Below are 20346 nucleotides of genomic sequence, written 5' to 3'. Positions count from 1 at the left end.
GCAAAGATACGAAGATTTACGGAATGTACACTTCTAAAAAGCTTGCAGAATTCGTATTGAATTTTATTTCAGTCAATTGGGCCGGAATCAAGATGGTTTGTCCCTTTATTATTTCTTCGGAATAGTTGTCGGTTTCAATTATAGCGGTGCCTTCCAAGCACATATAAACTGTAAACGAAGTTTTTACTTCAAAATTACGAATGTAGTTTTGAGAAAGAATTAGTTTATTTACTGAAAAGAAATCTGTGGTTCCAATGGTTAAAGGAATATTTTTTTCTTCTGAAAACTCCAATTTAGTTTTTGAAGAATTGAAATCTATTGCATCCAAAGCCAAATCGGTGTGCAATTGCCGCATTTGCCCGTTGGTGTCTGGACGCTCCCAATCGTAAATTCGATAGGTTATATCTGAAGTTTGCTGAATTTCTGCCAACAAAACTCCTGCACCAATGGCGTGGACTGTTCCTGGTTTCAGAATAAAAGCATCTCCTTTTTTTACAGGTTCAGATTTTAGAATTTCGGTGATTCTATTTTCAGATAGCGCTTTCAAATATTTTTTTTGGCTCATCTTTTCATTAAAGCCGAGAATGAGTCTTCCTTCTTTTTCAACATCTAGAATGTACCACATTTCAGTTTTTCCGAAGGAATTGTGCCTTTTCTTCGCCAAAAAATCATCTGGATGAACTTGGACAGAAAGGTCTTCGCAAGCATCAATAAGTTTGAAAAGTAACGGAAATGTATTTCCAAAATGTCGATATACTTTTCTGCCAACCAATTTGTGTTTATAAACTTCCAACAACCAGTTTAGAGACTTTCCTTTTAATGATCCATTTGAAACTACGGAAACATTTTCGTTAACGCCTGAAATCTCCCAACTCTCCCCAATTTCACCAATTGCTTCTTTTTGAAAAAGGGTATTCAACTTATTGCCGCCCCATACTTTTTCTTTTAGTATAGGCTCAAATTTTAGCGGATATAAAGTTGAAATAGTAATCATCAATGACCGTTGTAGACAACAAAGTTGCGAGGAGTTTCGTATAGTTTTACAGAAATTTTATATTTTGAATCTATGCGAGTTCTTATTTTATTCCAAATTACAACTGCAATAATTTCTACTGTTGGGTTTAGGCTTTTAAATTCTGGAACTTCAATGTTTAGATTTTTATGATCGAAAGGAGTTTCCACTTCTTCTTCAATAATTTGTCTTAAGATTTTTAAATCCATTAAAAAACCTGTTTCGGGATCAATGTCACCTGTAATACCAACTTCCAGTTCATAATTATGACCGTGATAATTGGGGTTGCTGCATTTGCCGAAAATTTCTAGATTTTTGGCATCGCTCCATTCCTTTTTGAAGAGACGATGTGCAGCATTGAAATGTGCTTTTCTATAGACGGTCAAACTCATACAAGAAGGTGTTGATAAAATTTATCAAAAATAATTTTAAACCAAGCTGTGTAAATATCAGGATTGGTTTGAATGTCTTTTTTCACTTCTTCAAGCTCCATCCATTTCCAGGAAGCTACTTCTTCTGGGTTAATTTCAGGATTACCTTCAAATTTTCCTACTAAAATATGATCCAGTTCGTGTTCTGTCAATCCATTTTCAAACGGCGCTTTGTAGATAAATGAAGTGGTTTCTGTTAAGTCTGAAACAAAACCCATTTCTTCAAAAAGCCTGCGTTTTCCGGCTTCCAACGTAGTTTCACCATCACGCTGATGGCTACAGCAAGTGTTGGCCCAAAGTCCAGGCGTATGGTATTTATGCAATGCTCTTTGTTGCAGCATTACTTCATTTTTGCTGTTAAAGATAAAGACTGAAAATGCTCTATGAAGCACCCCTTTTTCGTGGGCTTCCTGCTTAGGCATTAAACCAATTTTTTCATCATTCTCATTCACTAAAATTACTTGCTCTTCCATTATTTAAAAACGCGATTTGCCCCAAAAGTACGAAAAGGGAAAGTGTTTTAAAAGTAAAAAGCGCTCAATAGCAAGTATTGAACGCTTTTAAAAGAATTGATATATTTAATTTAGTTTTTTATGATGAACATAGATCTTCTGTTAAGCTGATGTTCTTCTGCAGTACAAGGTACTCCATTTGAACACTGATTAACTAGTTGTGTCTCTCCATATCCTTTGGCAGTTAGTCTATTCCTGTCAATACCTTTACTAACTAACCATTTTAGAGTAGATTGTGCACGGCGTTCAGAAAGAGCCTCGTTGTAATTATCATTACCTCTTGAATCTGTGTGAGATTCTATATGGATAATCAATTCTGGATATTCTCCCATTGCCGCAAGAATTTTAGCAAGTTCTATTTCAGCATCCTGACGAATGTTTGATTTGTCGAAATCAAAATAGATTGGTTGTAGATTTAGCTTACAGCCCAAATCGTTTGGTGGACAAGGCCCAATTCTTTTTAACGGAAGCGGTACTTCGACGGTTCCTGAAAGCAGCGGAGTTTCAATTACTTTCTCATAAGGATTGTATCCTTCTTTTACCCCTCTCACAGTGTATTGAGTTCCGCAATTACCAATAAAACTATAGGTTCCATCATTTTTGGCAGTGGTTTGGTTAACCAGCTGATTATTCTCGTCAAGTAAAGAAACGCTTGCTCCTGGAATCGGGTCTTTAGTATCTTCGTCGAAAACTTTTCCTTTTATGGTGATTGAACATATTTCCTTTACCAAATATATATCATCATCAATACTTCCTCTGTCTCCACCTCTATTTGAGGAAACATATCCTATCCGCGAATCTTCATTAATTATAAAGCCAAAATCGTCCTGAGCACTATTTGAAGGAGCTCCCAAATTTGTAATTATTCCAGATTTTCCATCCTTATCAAGAGGAGTTACAAATATATCATAGCCGCCAAGGCCTGAGCGGCCATCACTTGAGAAATAGAGATTATTTTTATCACTTATGAAAGGAAATGATTCCCGTGCCTCAGTATTTATACCAGATCCTAAATTGATAGGTGTTCCATAGGTATCGTTAGGAAGAATGTCAACATACCAAAGATCAGACATACCAAGTGTCCCGGGCATATCAGAAGAAAAATATAGTTTTTTCCCATCTGGACTTAAAGCTGGATGTGCTACGGAATATTCCTTACTGTTAAAAGGAAGTTCAACTACATTAGACCAAGAAGAATCGCTGCCTTTGGTAGCTTTATATAATTTTAGGCGTATAGTTTTGTTTTTATCCTTTCCTTTTTTACCATCCAGAAAGTTATTCCTTGTAAAATAAACTGTAAATTCATCTTTGGTAAATGCAGCGGATGATTCGTGATACGCAGTATTTATATCTCCCCTTAATCGCGTAGCATTGCTAAGCTGGCCAATAGAATCTCTATCCGCCATAAATAAATCTAGGAAAGGTTGATCGGTCCAATCTGCTACTTTTGCTCCTTCAGTATTCGATGCTGATGCATATACAATCTTATCTTCTCCGTAAAAGGAAGCACCAAAATCTGAATTAGAAGTATTGACACCTACTTTTTCAAGAGCGAAATCCCTCGTCTTGAAAACGGTGCTTTTAAGATAGTTAGGATCATCTTCAAATTTTTTGATTACCAATCCTTTTCCACCTTTTGCAACATAATCCTTCAAAAGTGCATCAGATTCTGAATATTTCCCAAGGCTCTTTAAAGATTGTGCTGCTCTGTAATAATATTCAGGTTCTGTTTGATCTGGAAATTGTGTTACCAATTTTTCATACCATTTTGCAGCATTCGTGTAATCACTGTTAAAATAATAGGTATCACCAAGTTTTTTGAAAATTTCAGCAGATTCATAGCCGTCTTCCACTACTTTCAAATAGATTTCACGGGCGTCTATATAGGCAAATTTGTCAAATTCTTTGTTTGCTTTTTTAATATCCTTTTGCTGTGCAAAAGAACTTCCTGCGGTTAAAACCACAAAGGCGAAAAGAAATATGTTTCGTACTATTGTATTCATAGTCTTTATTTTTTTAGAAGAATCTCGGAGTTAGCACTCTTTCAGGTTTATTAAACAAATCAAAACGAAGCATTAGTTCATAAGAACCATCGCTGTATGCTTGAATATCTGTTGTTTGATAGTCATAAGCGAAACCTATGAATATATTGTCAGTAGCCTGAAAGCCAACCAAGCCACTCATTGCTGCGCTCCATCTGTATGCAGCTCCAAGAGTTACTTTATCATAAAGTAAGAAATTGGCAGAAACATCAGCTTGCAATGGAGAACCGCTTACTAACTTAAATAAAGTTGCTGGCTTGAACTTTAAATTATCACTAATATCAAAAACATATCCTGCAATTAAAAAGTAATGCATTCGTTCTGCAGCTGTTGTTTCTACAGTAGTGTTAGCAATACTGCTTTTATCGAAATGTTTAGTCGTCAAGAAGTTGGGAACTGAAAGACCTGCATAAAACTTTTCGGTATTGTAATAAATACCAGCTCCAATTTGAGGTTGAAGTTTGTTGTCTATATTGCTATCTTGAAAATAAGGATCGCTCGGATCGTATATATTTAATTTAGAAAAATCAACATCTAAAATATCCAAACCTGCCTTGAGCCCAAAGGACAATTTCCCAGTTTCAGAAGTATTGATACTATAAGAATAGTCAATATTAAAGTTAGTTTCAATTGCGGGACCAATCCTGTCGTTAACTACGGAGAGACCTAAACCCATGTTATTACCAACTGGTGAGTTTACGGTAAAAGTACCTGTGTTCGGAGCTCCTTCACCAAAATTAACCCATTGAGTTCGGTAAAGTAAACCAAAACTTAGAGCTTCACGATTTCCCGCATATGCAGGGTTTACTACCTCCGTATTGTACATATATTGTGTGTACTGTGGATCCTGCTGTGCTTTACTTGAAAACGTACCAAGTAAAATCAAAATTAGTAATGTTAGATAACTGTGTTTCATAGTTATGTATTTTAATCCTGGGAGGGAATTTCCTCCCAGGAATTTTTTGATTTTCTATCTGTTAATATATAAGTATCCGTTGTAGCTTCCTTTACCAGGGTTCTCTCCTGGGAAAGTAAGAATATAGAAGTAAGTTCCAGTAGGTAATTCCTTGCTCTGCTCTACCGTTACACGACCTTCAGAAATTCCACTGAACACATTCTGTTTATCGTCACTGCCACCATAACCATCAGTTTCAAAGACAAGTACACCCCATCTATTGAAAATCTTAACGTTATTGTTTGGCCAATTGCTTATACCTTCCAATAAGAAGAAGTCATTTATACCATCATTGTTTGGCGTGATACCATTGTATATTACAAAAGTAATAGGCAACACATTTGGTAATATTACTACTGTAGGATCATCAGGATCTCCATCTCCATTGGTATCGTTGTTCGTCAGGTCTGTTGGATCATCCGAGTCATCGGTAACGATAGTACCACTAATATCCTCACCTGTTACAGTTGCTTGGTTTACTACTTCCCCATTTTCAATATCTTCTTGAGTTATAGCATAGGTTGTGGTAAATGTTGTACTATCTACTTCACCTGGTTCCAGTTTTGCAATTGGGCCCCCAAAAATTTGAATACCTGGCAATGGATCTGTAATCATAATGTTATACAGAGTCACATCTCCTGTATTAGTTACAGCGAATGCGTAGGATATTGTTTCGCCTACTTCTGATGCACCATCTCCATTCTCATCGTTGAACACACCTGTTTTCTCTAATGAAATCGATGGGTTTTGACAAAGAACAGTGATTGTAGGATCGTTCTCAAGATAACTGTTATTATCAGATTGATCTGAAACCATATCACCATTTGGAGCAATTCCATCTGCTGTAGCTTGATTCTCAATAAATCCTGCATCAACATCTGTTTGGGTTACTGTATATACTGCTTTAAATGTTGTTACATCTTCTTGACCAGCAACTAGGCTGATAGGGCCGCCAACAACATCAACTAGTGGGTCGGTTACCATTACATTAGTCAATGCAACATTACCAGTGTTTTTAACACTAAAGCTGTATATTATTGTTTCTCCAACATCAGCACAACCGTTACCATTTTCATCTGCTGGCACACCTACTTTTATTAAAGCAATAAGTGGGTTTTGACAAAGTTCAGTAATGGTTGGATCATCTTCAAGTTCACTATTGTCATCAGATAGATCGCTTACTATGGTTCCAGAATTATCTGTACCTGTAACTGTGGCTTGATTTATAACAAGTCCTGCATCAATATCACCTTGTGTGATAGTGTAAATTGCAGTGAACGATGTTTCATCTGTAGCACCTGGAGCCAATGTTATTGGACCGCCATTTACAGTTACCAAAGGATCTGTAATTATTATGTTTGATAACGTAACATTTCCAAGGTTGAAAACAATGAAGCTATAATCAATAGTTTCACCTACATCAGCACAACCGTTGCCATTAGTGTCATCAACAACTCCAGTTTTAATAAGAGCAATTTTTGGGTTTTGGCATAGTTCAATTACTGTAGGGTCGTTCTCTAGTACGCTACTTTCATCGGAAAGGTCACTTACAACACTTGCATCTGGTGCTGTACCTTCTGCTGTTGCTTGGTTTGTTACTTGACCAGCGTCTATATCTGCTTGCGTTATAGCATAAGTTCCAGTATATATCCAAGTTTCAGTTACATCAAATACACCGTCACCATTAGTGTCGCCTGTTGGGCCAGTGATTGTGGCAATCAATGGATCTGTTACAGATACATTGCTCAAGCTCACATTGCCTTGGTTTGTTACAGTGAAAGTATAGCTAATGGTCTCATCAACATCAGAACAATCGTTCTGATTTTCATCGTTGAAGATTCCTGTTTTCACTATAGCAATAACTGGATCTTGGCACAACTCTGTTACTGTTGGGTCATCTTCTAATACGCTGCTTTCATCAGAAAGGTCGGTTACGGTACTTTGATTTGGTGCAATACCTTCTGCTGTGGCTTGGTTTATTACTTCGCCTGCATCTATATCATCTTGTGTGATTGCATAGGTTCCGGTGTAAACCCAAGTTTCAGTAACATCAAGTTTTCTGTCGTTATCAGTGTCACCAGTTGGACCAGTGATTATGGCTATTAATGGATCTGTTACAGTTACGTTACTTAAACTCACGTTTCCTTCATTGGTAACGGTGAAAGTGTAAGTGATAGTTTCATCAACATCGGAACAGTTGTCCTGGTTCTCATCGTTGAAGATTCCTGTTTTAACGATTGCGATAGTTGGATCTTGACAAAGCTCAATTACCGTTGGGTCATCTTCCAATACGCTGCTTTCATCAGAAAGATCAGTTGCCAAATCACCATTAGGAGCTTGTCCTTTTACTTTCGCTTGGTTTATTACTTCACCTGCATCTATATCATCCTGTGTGATAGCATAAGTTCCAGTAAATGTCCAAACTTCAGTTACATCAAGTTCACTATCACCGTCTGTATCTCCTGTTGGTCCAGTAATTATAGTAATAAGTGGATCTGTTACTTCAACAAAATTCAAACTCACGTTTCCTTCATTGGTTACAGTGAAAGTGTAAGTGATGGTTTCATCAACATCGGAACAGTTGTCTTGATTCTCATCGTTGAAGATTCCCGTTTTAACGATTGCGATGGCTGGATCCTGACACAACTCGATTACTGTTGGATCGTCTTCCAGAACGCTACTTTCATCTGAAAGATCGCTTACAACACTTGCATCTGGCGCAGTACCTTCTGCTGTGGCTTGGTTTTCTACTTCACCTGCATCTATATCGTCTTGTGTGATTGCGTAGATTCCTGAATATGTCCATATTTCAGTTACATCAAGTTCACCATCAGCATCAGTATCGCCCGTTGGACCAGTGATTGTTGTAATCAAGGGATCAGTTATTGTTACATTGCTCAAGCTCACATTGCCTTCATTTGTTACGGTGAAAGTATAGCTGATAGTCTCATCTACATCAGAACAATCGTTCTGGTTTTCATCGTTAAAGATTCCTGTTTTCACTATTGCTATTGCTGGGTCTTGACAAAGTTCGATAACTGTTGAATCATCAGTAGTAGTAGTTGATCCTGAAAGATCACTTACTGTACTTTGATCTGGTGCAGTTCCAGTTGCAGTAGCTTGGTTAATTACCTCACCAGTATCTATATCGTCTTGTGTAATCACATAAGATCCTGTATAAATCCAAGTTTCGGTTACATCAAGTTTGCCGTCGCCATCAGTATCACCACTATCTGGTCCCGCAATTGGTCCACCCAATAGTGGGTCATCAACCACAATATTACTCAAGCTCACGTTTCCTTCATTGGTTACTGAGAAGGTATAAGTGATAGTCTCATCAACATCTGTACATCCATTCTGGTTCTCATCGTTGAAGATACCAGTTTTAACAATTGCGATAGCTGGGTCTTGACAAAGCTCGATAACCGTTGCATCGTCATTATTAATATCAGTTCCTGATTGATCCTCTACATTGTCTCCTGCTGGTGATGTGCCAACTGCTGTAGCTTGGTTGGTTACGTTACCTGCATCTATATCATCCTGTGTGATAACATAGGAAGTAGCTGTATAAATCCAAGTTTCGGTTACATCAAGTTTTCCATCTGCATCAGTATCACCACTTTGGTATAAAATAGCAACTACTGGGTTCGGTGCTTCCAACAATGGGTCGGTAACTGTTATATTTGATAGGCTCACGTTTCCTTCATTGGTCACAGTGAACGTATACGTAATCGTATCAATTCCTGCATCAGCACAATCGTTGCCATCTACATCATTGAAGACCCCTGTTTTCACGATTGCAATATCAGGGTTTTGGCAAATAACAACAACGGTATCGCCGTCCTCTGTTGTAGAAGTTGGGTGAGAGTCATCGGTTACTGGTGTATTTGATGGGTTCATTGCCAATCCGTTAACTGTAGCTTGATTGGTAACTTCACCGTTGTCAATATCATCCTGCGTTACTGTATAGGTTGCAGTGTACTCCCAAACTTCATTAAGTCCTAGGATACCGTCTGAACCAGTATCGCCTGTTGGACCTGTGATCGCTGATAGACCTACTAATGGGTCAGTTATAACTACATTGTCTATTGACACGTTGCCTTCGTTGGTTACTCTAAAGGTATAGGTAATGATATCACCATCCTCAAGTGCAACACATCCGTCGTTGCCCGGTACTTGATCGCTCTCTTTTACAATTGCGATGTCTGCTGCTTGGCAGATAACAACCACTGTATCGCCATCCGCTGTTGTAGAGGTTGGGTGAGAGTCATCGGTTACTGGTGTATTTGATGGGTTCATTGCCAATCCGTTAACTGTAGCTTGATTGGTAACTTCACCGTTGTCAATATCATCCTGCGTTACTGTATAGGTTGCAGTGTACTCCCAAACTTCATTAAGTCCTAGGATACCGTCTGAACCAGTATCGCCTGTTGGACCTGTGATCGCTGATAGACCTACTAATGGGTCAGTTACAACTACATTGTCTATTGACACGTTGCCTTCGTTGGTTACTCTAAAGGTATAGGTAATGATATCACCACCCTCAAGTGCAACACATCCGTCGTTGCCCGGTACTTGATCGCTCTCTTTTACGATTGCGATATCAGGGTTCTGGCAGATAACAACCACTGTATCGCCATCTGCTGTTGTAGAGGTTGGGTGAGAGTCATCGATTACTGGTGTATTTGATGGGTTCATTGCCAATCCGTTAACTGTAGCTTGGTTGGTTACCTCGCCATCGTTAACATCATCCTGCGTTACTGTATAGGTTGCAGTGTATTCCCAAACTTCATTAAGTCCTAGGATACCGTCTGAACCAGTATCGCCTGTTGGACCTGTGATCGCTGATAGACCTACTAATGGGTCAGTTATAACTACATTGTCTATTGACACGTTGCCTTCGTTGGTTACTCTAAAGGTATAGGTAATGATATCACCATCCTCAAGTGCAACACATCCGTCGTTGCCCGGTACTTGATCGCTCTCTTTTACAATTGCGATGTCTGCTGCTTGGCAGATAACAACCACTGTATCGCCATCCGCTGTTGTAGAGGTTGGGTGAGAGTCATCGGTTACTGGTGTATTTGATGGGTTCATTGCCAATCCGTTAACTGTAGCTTGATTGGTAACTTCACCGTTGTCAATATCATCCTGCGTTACTGTATAGGTTGCAGTGTACTCCCAAACTTCATTAAGTCCTAGGATACCGTCTGAACCAGTATCGCCTGTTGGACCTGTGATCGCTGATAGACCTACTAATGGGTCAGTTACAACTACATTGTCTATTGACACGTTGCCTTCGTTGGTTACTCTAAAGGTATAGGTAATGATATCACCACCCTCAAGTGCAACACATCCGTCGTTGCCCGGTACTTGATCGCTCTCTTTTACGATTGCGATATCAGGGTTCTGGCAGATAACAACCACTGTATCGCCATCTGCTGTTGTAGAGGTTGGGTGAGAGTCATCGATTACTGGTGTATTTGATGGGTTTATTGCCAATCCGTTAACTGTAGCTTGGTTGGTTACCTCGCCATCGTTAACATCATCCTGCGTTACTGTATAGGTTGCAGTGTATTCCCAAACTTCATTAAGTCCTAGGATACCGTCTGAACCAGTATCGCCTATTGGACCTGTGATCGCTGATAGACCTACTAATGGGTCAGTTACAACTACATTGTCTATTGACACGTTGCCTTCGTTGGTTACTCTAAAGGTATAGGTAATGATATCACCATCCTCAAGTGCAACACATCCGTCGTTGCCCGGTACTTGATCGCTCTCTTTTACAATTGCGATGTCTGCTGCTTGGCAGATAACAACCACTGTATCGCCATCCGCTGTTGTAGAGGTTGGGTGAGAGTCATCGGTTACTGGTGTATTTGATGGGTTCATTGCCAATCCGTTAACTGTAGCTTGGTTGGTTACCTCGCCATCGTTAACATCATCCTGCGTTACTGTATAGGTTGCAGTGTACTCCCAAACTTCATTAAGTCCTAGGATACCGTCTGAACCAGTATCGCCTGTTGGACCTGTGATCGCTGATAGACCTACTAATGGGTCAGTTACAACTACATTGTCTATTGACACGTTGCCTTCGTTGGTTACTCTAAAGGTATAGGTAATGATATCACCATCCTCAAGTGCAACACATCCGTCGTTGCCCGGTACTTGATCGCTCTCTTTTACAATTGCGATGTCTGCTGCTTGGCAGATAACAACCACTGTATCGCCATCCGCTGTTGTAGAGGTTGGGTGAGAGTCATCGGTTACTGGTGTATTTGATGGGTTCATTGCCAATCCGTTAACTGTAGCTTGGTTGGTTACCTCGCCATCGTTAACATCATCCTGCGTTACTGTATAGGTTGCAGTGTACTCCCAAACTTCATTAAGTCCTAGGATACCGTCTGAACCAGTATCGCCTGTTGGACCTGTGATCGCTGATAGACCTACTAATGGGTCAGTTACAACTACATTGTCTATTGACACGTTGCCTTCGTTGGTTACTCTAAAGGTATAGGTAATGATATCACCATCCTCAAGTGCAACACATCCGTCGTTGCCCGGTACTTGATCGCTCTCTTTTACAATTGCGATGTCTGCTGCTTGGCAGATAACAACCACTGTATCGCCATCCGCTGTTGTAGAGGTTGGGTGAGAGTCATCGGTTACTGGTGTATTTGATGGGTTTATTGCCAATCCGTTAACTGTAGCTTGGTTGGTTACCTCGCCATAGTTAACATCATCCTGCGTTACTGTATAGGTTGCAGTGTATTCCCAAACTTCATTAAGTCCTAGGATACCGTCTGAACCAGTATCGCCTATTGGACCTGTGATCGCTGATAGACCTACTAATGGGTCAGTTACAACTACATTGTCTATTGACACGTTGCCTTCGTTGGTTACTCTAAAGGTATAGGTAATGATATCACCATCCTCAAGTGCAACACATCCGTCGTTGCCCGGTACTTGATCGCTCTCTTTTACAATTGCGATGTCTGCTGCTTGGCAGATAACAACCACTGTATCGCCATCCGCTGTTGTAGAGGTTGGGTGAGAGTCATCGGTTACTGGTGTATTTGATGGGTTCATTGCCAATCCGTTAACTGTAGCTTGATTGGTAACTTCACCGTTGTCAATATCATCCTGCGTTACTGTATAGGTTGCAGTGTACTCCCAAACTTCATTAAGTCCTAGGATACCGTCTGAACCAGTATCGCCTGTTGGACCTGTGATCGCTGATAGACCTACTAATGGGTCAGTTACAACTACATTGTCTATTGACACGTTGCCTTCGTTGGTTACTCTAAAGGTATAGGTAATGATATCACCACCCTCAAGTGCAACACATCCGTCGTTGCCCGGTACTTGATCGCTCTCTTTTACGATTGCGATATCAGGGTTCTGGCAGATAACAACCACTGTATCGCCATCTGCTGTTGTAGAGGTTGGGTGAGAGTCATCGATTACTGGTGTATTTGATGGGTTCATTGCCAATCCGTTAACTGTAGCTTGGTTGGTTACCTCGCCATCGTTAACATCATCCTGCGTTACTGTATAGGTTGCAGTGTATTCCCAAACTTCATTAAGTCCTAGGATACCGTCTGAACCAGTATCGCCTGTTGGACCTGTGATCGCTGATAGACCTACTAATGGGTCAGTTATAACTACATTGTCTATTGACACGTTGCCTTCGTTGGTTACTCTAAAGGTATAGGTAATGATATCACCATCCTCAAGTGCAACACATCCGTCGTTGCCCGGTACTTGATCGCTCTCTTTTACAATTGCGATGTCTGCTGCTTGGCAGATCAATACCGTAACTGTATTACTAGTAGCCGTATCAACAGCACCCAAAACTGAGTTTCCATCTACTTCTGCAGTATTTACAATAGAACCTGCATCTACATCGCTTTGTGTTATTGTATAAGTTACAGTATATGTCCAATCTTCATCAATATTTAAGATTCCATCACCATCATCTCCCGAAACATATACAATAGAAACTACTGGGTTTGGCGCCAAAAATAATGGATCAGTAATAACAACATTTGTAATATCTACATCACCATCGTTACTTACTACAAACTTATAATCTATCGTATTACCTTCTTCAAAAGAAATACAATTTCCTGTTTCGCTACTGCTCGATTTTACAATAGACATTTCAGCATTTTGACAAAGATTAACCGTTACTGAACCAGAAGTTGAAACTGGGTAAGGATTTCCTGAGGTTTGAACCTGACCATTTACAGTTGCCGTATTTTGCACAAGACCATTTGTAATATCTTGTTGAGTTACAACATAAGATGCACTGTATGTCCACAACTCACCGTCTTCCAAGATAGTGTCACCGTCATCACCAGATACATATACAATCGGAACAATAGGGTTTGGTGCCTCTAATAATGGATCGGTTATTACAACATTATTTACAGGTGCGCTTCCTGTCGGAATTGACACTTTAAATGTGTATGAAATAGACTCTCCTGGGGCAATTGGAGTACATCCTTGTGGATTATTTGGAGTAGCTATTTTTTCTAAAATAATTCCACAATTGTTTATAGTAACTATGAAACTATTTTCCGTAAAGCAGTTTGGAACTGTACCCGTTTCTGCATAAACATAAATCGTTTGTGTAGCAATAATAACAGTCCCAACAGCAATAGGATTCTGTCCATTCTGACTCGTATAATATGCGCCATTAACTAATGCTGGTAATGTATAATTACCACAAGCACTAACATCACTTGGATTATCTGCCAACGGTGTAACATTTATAGTAACCACAAAACTATTCTCCGCAGTACAGTTTGGTGTAGTACTTGTCTCAGCATAAACATAGATGGTCTGAGTACTGGTAATGTTGTTGCCAGCGAACAATGGAGTACCTGTTCCTCCACTGCCAGTGAAGTAGTTTCCATTGGTCAAAGCAGGCAAGGTATAACTATCACAACGGGTGACATCCGCAGGATCATCAACTGTTGGTGTTGGGTTTATTGTAACAACAAAGCTATTCTCCGCAGTACAGTTTGGTGTAGTACTTGTCTCAGCATAAACATAGATGGTCTGAGTACTGGTAATGTTGTTGCCAGCAAACAATGGAGTACCTGTTCCTCCACTGCCAGTGAAGTAGTTTCCATTGGTCAAAGCAGGCAAGGTATAACTATCACAACGGGTGACATCCGCAGGATCATCAACTGTTGGTGTTGGGTTTATTGTAACAACAAAGCTATTCTCCGCAGTACAGTTTGGTGTAGTACTTGTCTCAGCATAAACATAGATGGTCTGAGTACTGGTAATGTTGTTGCCAGCGAACAATGGAGTACCTGTTCCTCCACTGCCAGTGAAGTAGTTTCCATTGGTCAAAGCAGGCAAGGTATAACTATCACAACGGGTGACATCCGCAGGATCATCAACTGTTGGTGTTGGGTTTATTGTAACAACAAAGCTATTCTCCGCAGTACAGTTTGGTGTAGTACTTGTCTCAGCATAAACATAGATGGTCTGAGTACTGGTAATGTTGTTGCCAGCGAACAATGGAGTACCTGTTCCTCCACTGCCAGTGAAGTAGTTTCCATTGGTCAAAGCAGGCAAGGTATAACTATCACAACGGGTGACATCCGCAGGATCATCAACTGTTGGTGTTGGGTTTATTGTAACAACAAAGCTATTCTCCGCAGTACAGTTTGGTGTAGTACTTGTCTCAGCATAAACATAGATGGTCTGAGTACTGGTAATGTTGTTGCCAGCAAACAATGGAGTACCTGTTCCTCCACTGCCAGTGAAGTAGTTTCCATTGGTCAAAGCAGGCAAGGTATAACTATCACAACGGGTGACATCCGCTGGATCATCAACTGTTGGTGTTGGGTTTATTGTAACAACAAAGCTATTCTCCGCAGTACAGTTTGGTGTAGTACTTGTCTCAGCATAAACATAGATGGTCTGAGTACTGGTAATGTTGTTGCCAGCGAACAATGGAGTACCTGTTCCTCCACTGCCAGTGAAGTAGTTTCCATTGGTCAAGGCAGGCAAAGTATAACTATCACAACGGGTGACATCCGCTGGATCATCAACTGTTGGTGTTGGATTTATTGTAACAACAAAGCTATTCTCCGCAGTACAGTTTGGTGTAGTACTTGTCTCAGCATAAACATAGATGGTCTGAGTACTGGTAATGTTGTTGCCAGCGAACAATGGAGTACCTGTTCCTCCACTACCAGTGAAGTAGTTTCCATTGGTCAAGGCAGGCAAGGTATAACTATCACAACGGGTGACATCCGCAGGATCATCAACTGTTGGTGTTGGGTTTATTGTAACAACAAAGCTATTCTCCGCAGTACAGTTTGGTGTAGTACTTGTCTCAGCATAAACATAGATGGTCTGAGTACTGGTAATGTTGTTGCCAGCGAACAATGGAGTACCTGTTCCTCCACTGCCAGTGAAGTAGTTTCCATTGGTCAAGGCAGGCAAAGTATAACTATCACAACGGGTGACATCCGCTGGATCATCAACTGTTGGTGTTGGATTTATTGTAACAACAAAGCTATTCTCCGCAGTACAGTTTGGTGTAGTACTTGTCTCAGCATAAACATAGATGGTCTGAGTACTGGTAATGTTGTTGCCAGCGAACAATGGAGTACCTGTTCCTCCACTACCAGTGAAGTAGTTTCCATTGGTCAAGGCAGGCAAAGTATAACTATCACAACGGGTGACATCCGCTGGATCATCAACTGTTGGTGTTGGGTTTATTGTAACAACAAAGCTATTCTCCGCAGTACAGTTTGGTGTAGTACTTGTCTCAGCATAAACATAGATGGTCTGAGTACTGGTAATGTTGTTGCCAGCGAACAATGGAGTACCTGTTCCTCCACTACCAGTGAAGTAGTTTCCATTGGTCAAGGCAGGCAAAGTATAACTATCACAACGGGTGACATCCGCTGGATCATCAACTGTTGGTGTTGGGTTTATTGTAACAACAAAGCTATTCTCCGCAGTACAGTTTGGTGTAGTACTTGTCTCAGCATAAACATAGATGGTCTGAGTACTGGTAATGTTGTTGCCAGCGAACAATGGAGTACCTGTTCCTCCACTACCAGTGAAGTAGTTTCCATTGGTCAAGGCAGGCAAAGTATAACTATCACAACGGGTGACATCCGCAGGATCATCAACTGTTGGTGTATTAATTATCTTCAAAGTTACCTTGGTTCGCGTTGAAGATTTACATCCACTCGCAGTCACCACAGCTTCAGCATAATAATCTTTTACTCCAACTGTGTTTAGCGTTGGAGGTGAAACAGGCGTTCCACCAACTGGAATCAAATACCAAACGACTGTCTGCCCAGTTGGAACGATGGCTGATGCAGTCAAGGTTTGAATTGGAATCGTCTTACATTCCGTCTTATTTCCGCCGCTGATTGGTGGATTAACTGCAGATGTTTCAGATATCACAACACTTTCCAGAGTTTTACAACCATTATCATCAGTAACCGTAACATTATATGTTCCAGCTGTTAATCCAAATTGATCTTGAGCTGTAAGGTTTAGACCACTTCCATTTGTGGTAGACCAGAGATAAGTATAGGGTACACTTCCTCCTGTAACGGTTAAATCAATAGCACCATTGGCTTGACCAAAACAAGTAACATTAGTTTTTGTAAAACTTGAATCTAAATCTGTTGTTCTTAAAGTTAGCTTTCTTGATGGTGATGTACAGCCAGCCGTAGGATTGTAATAAAAAGCATACCATACGCCGGGAGTTGTTCTAGTTGGATTCTGAGGCAAGTAATCTGCCGTTACACTTAAATCTGGATTAGTTGTCCATCTTAGTTGCGCCCCTCCCGGAGTTGTTGAAGTAACAAAAGAGTCTAGTTGCACCTGTGTTGGGGCGCAATATGTTTTATCTGTTGGTGAAACTACTGGAGCATTTGCGTAACCTTCGATCGCTAATCTTAAACCATCTACCAAAACCACAGACCTACCTGGGTTTCCAGTTTTATAGAAAACATTTACTGATGTTGCTGAAGGTCCAGACCTAAAAGTAATACATCTATTTTCCCAATAAGGATTTATATTTGTCCATCCACCAGGATTTTGATTGGCCCCAGTTGTGGACCTCGACAATCTTGAAGGGAAATCTGCAGTAGTATGTTGAACTAGGTTCGCATGAGTATAAGTAAGTGGATCGGAAATTTGTACAGCTCCATTCTGAACACCAAATTGTAGGTTTGGTACATACTCAATTATGGTACCGCCACCGTTATTAGCATTAACTTCATTATAACGAGGAATTACAGCAATCTCAAAACATACTGTATAGACTGTATTTGGAACTACAGTTAAAGTTTGATTTATCGCTTCATTTCGAAATGAAAATATAGCAAATCCGCCACCATCAAAATTTGATGGTTGAATAATCCCAGGATAAACTACGTTGGCATTTGATTGTGAATAGGATATATATTGTCCTTCAGACCAATCAACAGTTCCCACATCATTCCAACAGGTGTAAGCTGCATCGGCTTGGTATTGGCCATTTGTGCCACCAACAGCATTTCGGAATGTACCACCACTAACATCTGCTTTTTCAAAAGATCCGCAAGTAATTAGATTACAAGCACCTGCCAGATTACCTTTACTAGCATTATTAAAAGCTTCTGCTTTTGATCTAGAGCGGAAGGTTGCAATATTTTCAGCAGCTTTCTTATCTAGAGCAGCATTATACTGATCCAAATACTCTTGCGAATAAGGAAGTATTACTTCTCCCTCATCTGTATAACCTTTAGCTTGGGAAAAACCTTGTGTACCAAAAAAGGCGATAAAAATGAGACTTATTAAAAACCTCTTATCAGAAGCAAATAATTTAGTAATTATTTTCAACATATTTAAACTTTTAAAAATTTACAACTATTAATATCTTATACTATTTAAGGCTATAAGTGGGGAAGAAAACTAATCGGCCTATGGAGATTTAAAATTTACTTGCACAAAGATATATTGATTGAATTGTAAAATTATAGGATGAAAACAACTATTAGCTGAATGGTTAAAAATAATCGATAAACAACATAAATCGTCCAAAAATAGGAACCTTAATCTATGTAAAACATATACGTGTTAATACGTATATTCCTTTAAAAATAGGACTTTACAACTTCTTTAAATGTTATATTAATAAAACATTTCACCATTTAAACGGAGAATATATTGAGCAAAAATTCACTAATTAAACGTTCAAATTTTCAAAAACTAATTTGTTTGGTTTTACTTGGATAAGTCTTTTCAATCTACAATAACAAGCTTTATCTTTGTCAAGATTATTTATGAAAAAAAGATGTCATTAAAAAAAGAAATACAACGTAGAAGAACTTTTGGGATAATCGCCCATCCTGATGCCGGAAAAACAACTCTTACAGAAAAACTTTTACTCTTTGGTGGTGCAATAAATGAAGCAGGGGCCGTAAAGAATAACAAGATAAAAAAAGGTGCCACCAGTGACTTTATGGAAATTGAACGACAACGTGGTATTTCCGTAGCTACATCTGTTCTGGCTTTTGAATATGAAGGCATTAAAATCAACATTTTAGACACTCCCGGGCATAAAGATTTTGCCGAAGACACCTTTAGAACCTTAACCGCGGTTGATAGTGTAATAGTTGTAATAGACGTTGCCAAAGGAGTTGAGGAACAAACTGAAAAACTTGTTGAAGTCTGCAGAATGCGCAATATTCCGATTATCATTTTCATAAATAAATTAGACCGCGAAGGCCGTGATGCATTCGACTTGTTAGATGAAATTGAACAGAAGTTGCACTTACGTGTTACCCCTTTAAGCTTTCCGATTGGTATGGGTTATGATTTTAAGGGGATCTATAATGTTTGGGAAAAAAATGTAAACCTTTTTAGTGGCGATAGCAGAAAGAATATTGAAGAAACCATAGAAATTGAAGATTTAAGCAGTCCTGAACTTGACAAGTTAATTGGTAAAAAAGCAGCCGATACGCTTCGGGAGGAGATAGAACTTATTCATGAAGTCTACCCAGATTTTGATGGTAAAGAATATCTTGAAGGAAACCTACAGCCTGTATTTTTTGGCTCGGCATTAAATAATTTTGGAGTACGCGAGCTGCTGGATTGTTTTGTTGAAATAGCCCCTACTCCACGCGCCAAAGAAAGTTCAACCAGACTGGTAAAACCAGATGAAAAGGAATTTTCTGGCTTCGTTTTTAAAATTCATGCAAACATGGACCCGAAGCATCGTGACCGCTTGGCTTTTGTTAAAATTGTTTCTGGAATTTTTGAAAGAAACTCGCCATATCTTCACGTTCGCAATGGCAAAAAAATGAAATTCAGTAGTCCAAACGCATTCTTTGCTGAAAAGAAACAGATTGTTGATGTTTCCTATCCCGGAGATATTGTTGGCCTTCACGATACTGGAAATTTTAAAATTGGCGACACGCTTACTGAAGGTGAAGAAATGCAATACAAAGGTATTCCAAGTTTTTCTCCTGAATTCTTTAAATATATCAACAATGCTGATCCTATGAAGAGCAAGCAACTCGAAAAGGGAATCGATCAATTAATGGATGAAGGTGTGGCGCAACTTTTCACATTGGAACTAAATGGTAGAAAAGCAATTGGCACAGTTGGCGCACTTCAATTTGAAGTAATTCAATATAGGCTTGAACACGAATATGGCGCAAGTTGCTCTTATGAAAATCTCAATGTATACAAAGCTTGCTGGGTAGAGGCCAAAGACCCAAAAAGTGAGGAGTTTGCAGATTTTAAAAGAGTGAAAGCGAAGTTCTTAGCAAAGGATAAACGCGGACAATTAGTATTCTTCGCCGACTCGGCCTTTACGCTACAAATGACGCAATCTAAATATCCGAATGTGAAATTGCATTTTGTTAGCGAGTTTGAAAAAATGAAAAATTAGTCTTCCACCAATTAAAACACTTGAAGATCTATACGCATAGATTTCCCTTTGAAATTTGGCATTAGTATTTTGAAATTTGAAGCACAAAAAAAGCCCCAAAATTGGGGCTTTTTTTATGCTTCGCCCGTTGGGCCAAAGTTTAAGGGAATGGGCGGCTGCTCATAATCCTTTATTTCGCCGTGGGCATTTTCAAATCTTTTAACATTGTCATTCAAGGCTTTTAGGAATCTTTTTGCGTGTTGTGGCGTTAAGATAATTCTCGACTTCACTTTGCTCTTTGGAATTCCTGGCATTATGGTCACAAAATCTATCACAAATTCTGAAACAGAATGGTTGATGATGGCCAAGTTGCTGTAGATTCCTTGGGCTACGGCTTCGTCCAGTTCAATGTTTATCTGGCTTTGTTTTGGTGGTTGATTTTTTTGATCTGCCATTGTTTGATTATTATTATTATTGCGT

Annotated in this window: 8 protein-coding genes; 1 reads left to right on the top strand and 7 read right to left on the bottom strand. The window is 39.5% G+C overall.

Features of this window, described 5'->3' with window-relative positions:
• Positions 1 to 16 precede the first annotated feature (16 nt).
• The 6 genes from AEQSU_RS10000 to AEQSU_RS16625 form a co-directional block, all read right to left on the bottom strand.
• Complete coding sequence (locus AEQSU_RS10000) at positions 17 to 994, bottom strand: type I phosphomannose isomerase catalytic subunit (RefSeq protein WP_014782740.1); 978 nt, start codon at positions 992 to 994, stop codon at positions 17 to 19.
• Positions 994 to 1404: a 6-pyruvoyl trahydropterin synthase family protein gene (locus tag AEQSU_RS09995; RefSeq protein WP_014782739.1), complete on the bottom strand. Its 411-nt coding sequence runs from the start codon at positions 1402 to 1404 to the stop codon at positions 994 to 996. The genes AEQSU_RS10000 and AEQSU_RS09995 overlap by 1 nt, the downstream gene beginning before the upstream one ends.
• Positions 1401 to 1919: an isopentenyl-diphosphate Delta-isomerase gene (idi, locus tag AEQSU_RS09990; protein WP_042491884.1), complete on the bottom strand. Its 519-nt coding sequence runs from the start codon at positions 1917 to 1919 to the stop codon at positions 1401 to 1403. The genes AEQSU_RS09995 and idi overlap by 4 nt, the downstream gene beginning before the upstream one ends.
• 107 nt (positions 1920 to 2026) lie before the next feature.
• The gene (locus AEQSU_RS09985) at positions 2027 to 3958 is read right to left on the bottom strand and encodes an OmpA family protein (protein WP_014782737.1); all 1932 of its coding nucleotides are present in this window, start codon (positions 3956 to 3958) and stop codon (positions 2027 to 2029) included.
• A gap of 13 nt (positions 3959 to 3971) precedes the next feature.
• The gene (locus tag AEQSU_RS09980) at positions 3972 to 4913 is read right to left on the bottom strand and encodes a PorP/SprF family type IX secretion system membrane protein (RefSeq protein ID WP_014782736.1); all 942 of its coding nucleotides are present in this window, start codon (positions 4911 to 4913) and stop codon (positions 3972 to 3974) included.
• Between the two features lie 54 nt (positions 4914 to 4967).
• A complete protein-coding gene (locus AEQSU_RS16625; protein WP_014782735.1) occupies positions 4968 to 17834 on the bottom strand; it encodes a DUF7507 domain-containing protein in 12867 nt (4288 codons plus the stop codon).
• A 451-nt stretch (positions 17835 to 18285) separates the two neighbouring features.
• Between AEQSU_RS16625 and AEQSU_RS09970 the strand changes: the two genes are divergently transcribed.
• Positions 18286 to 19887: a peptide chain release factor 3 gene (locus AEQSU_RS09970; RefSeq protein ID WP_014782734.1), complete on the top strand. Its 1602-nt coding sequence runs from the start codon at positions 18286 to 18288 to the stop codon at positions 19885 to 19887.
• Positions 19888 to 20000: 113 nt separating this feature from the next.
• Here AEQSU_RS09970 and AEQSU_RS09965 read toward each other — a convergent pair whose 3' ends face one another.
• Complete coding sequence (locus AEQSU_RS09965; protein WP_014782733.1) at positions 20001 to 20321, bottom strand: DUF3467 domain-containing protein; 321 nt, start codon at positions 20319 to 20321, stop codon at positions 20001 to 20003.
• Positions 20322 to 20346 lie beyond the last annotated feature (25 nt).

Source organism: Aequorivita sublithincola DSM 14238 (assembly GCF_000265385.1).
GTDB classification, from domain to species: domain Bacteria; phylum Bacteroidota; class Bacteroidia; order Flavobacteriales; family Flavobacteriaceae; genus Aequorivita; species Aequorivita sublithincola.
This window is presented reverse-complemented; position numbering and strand designations above follow the sequence as displayed.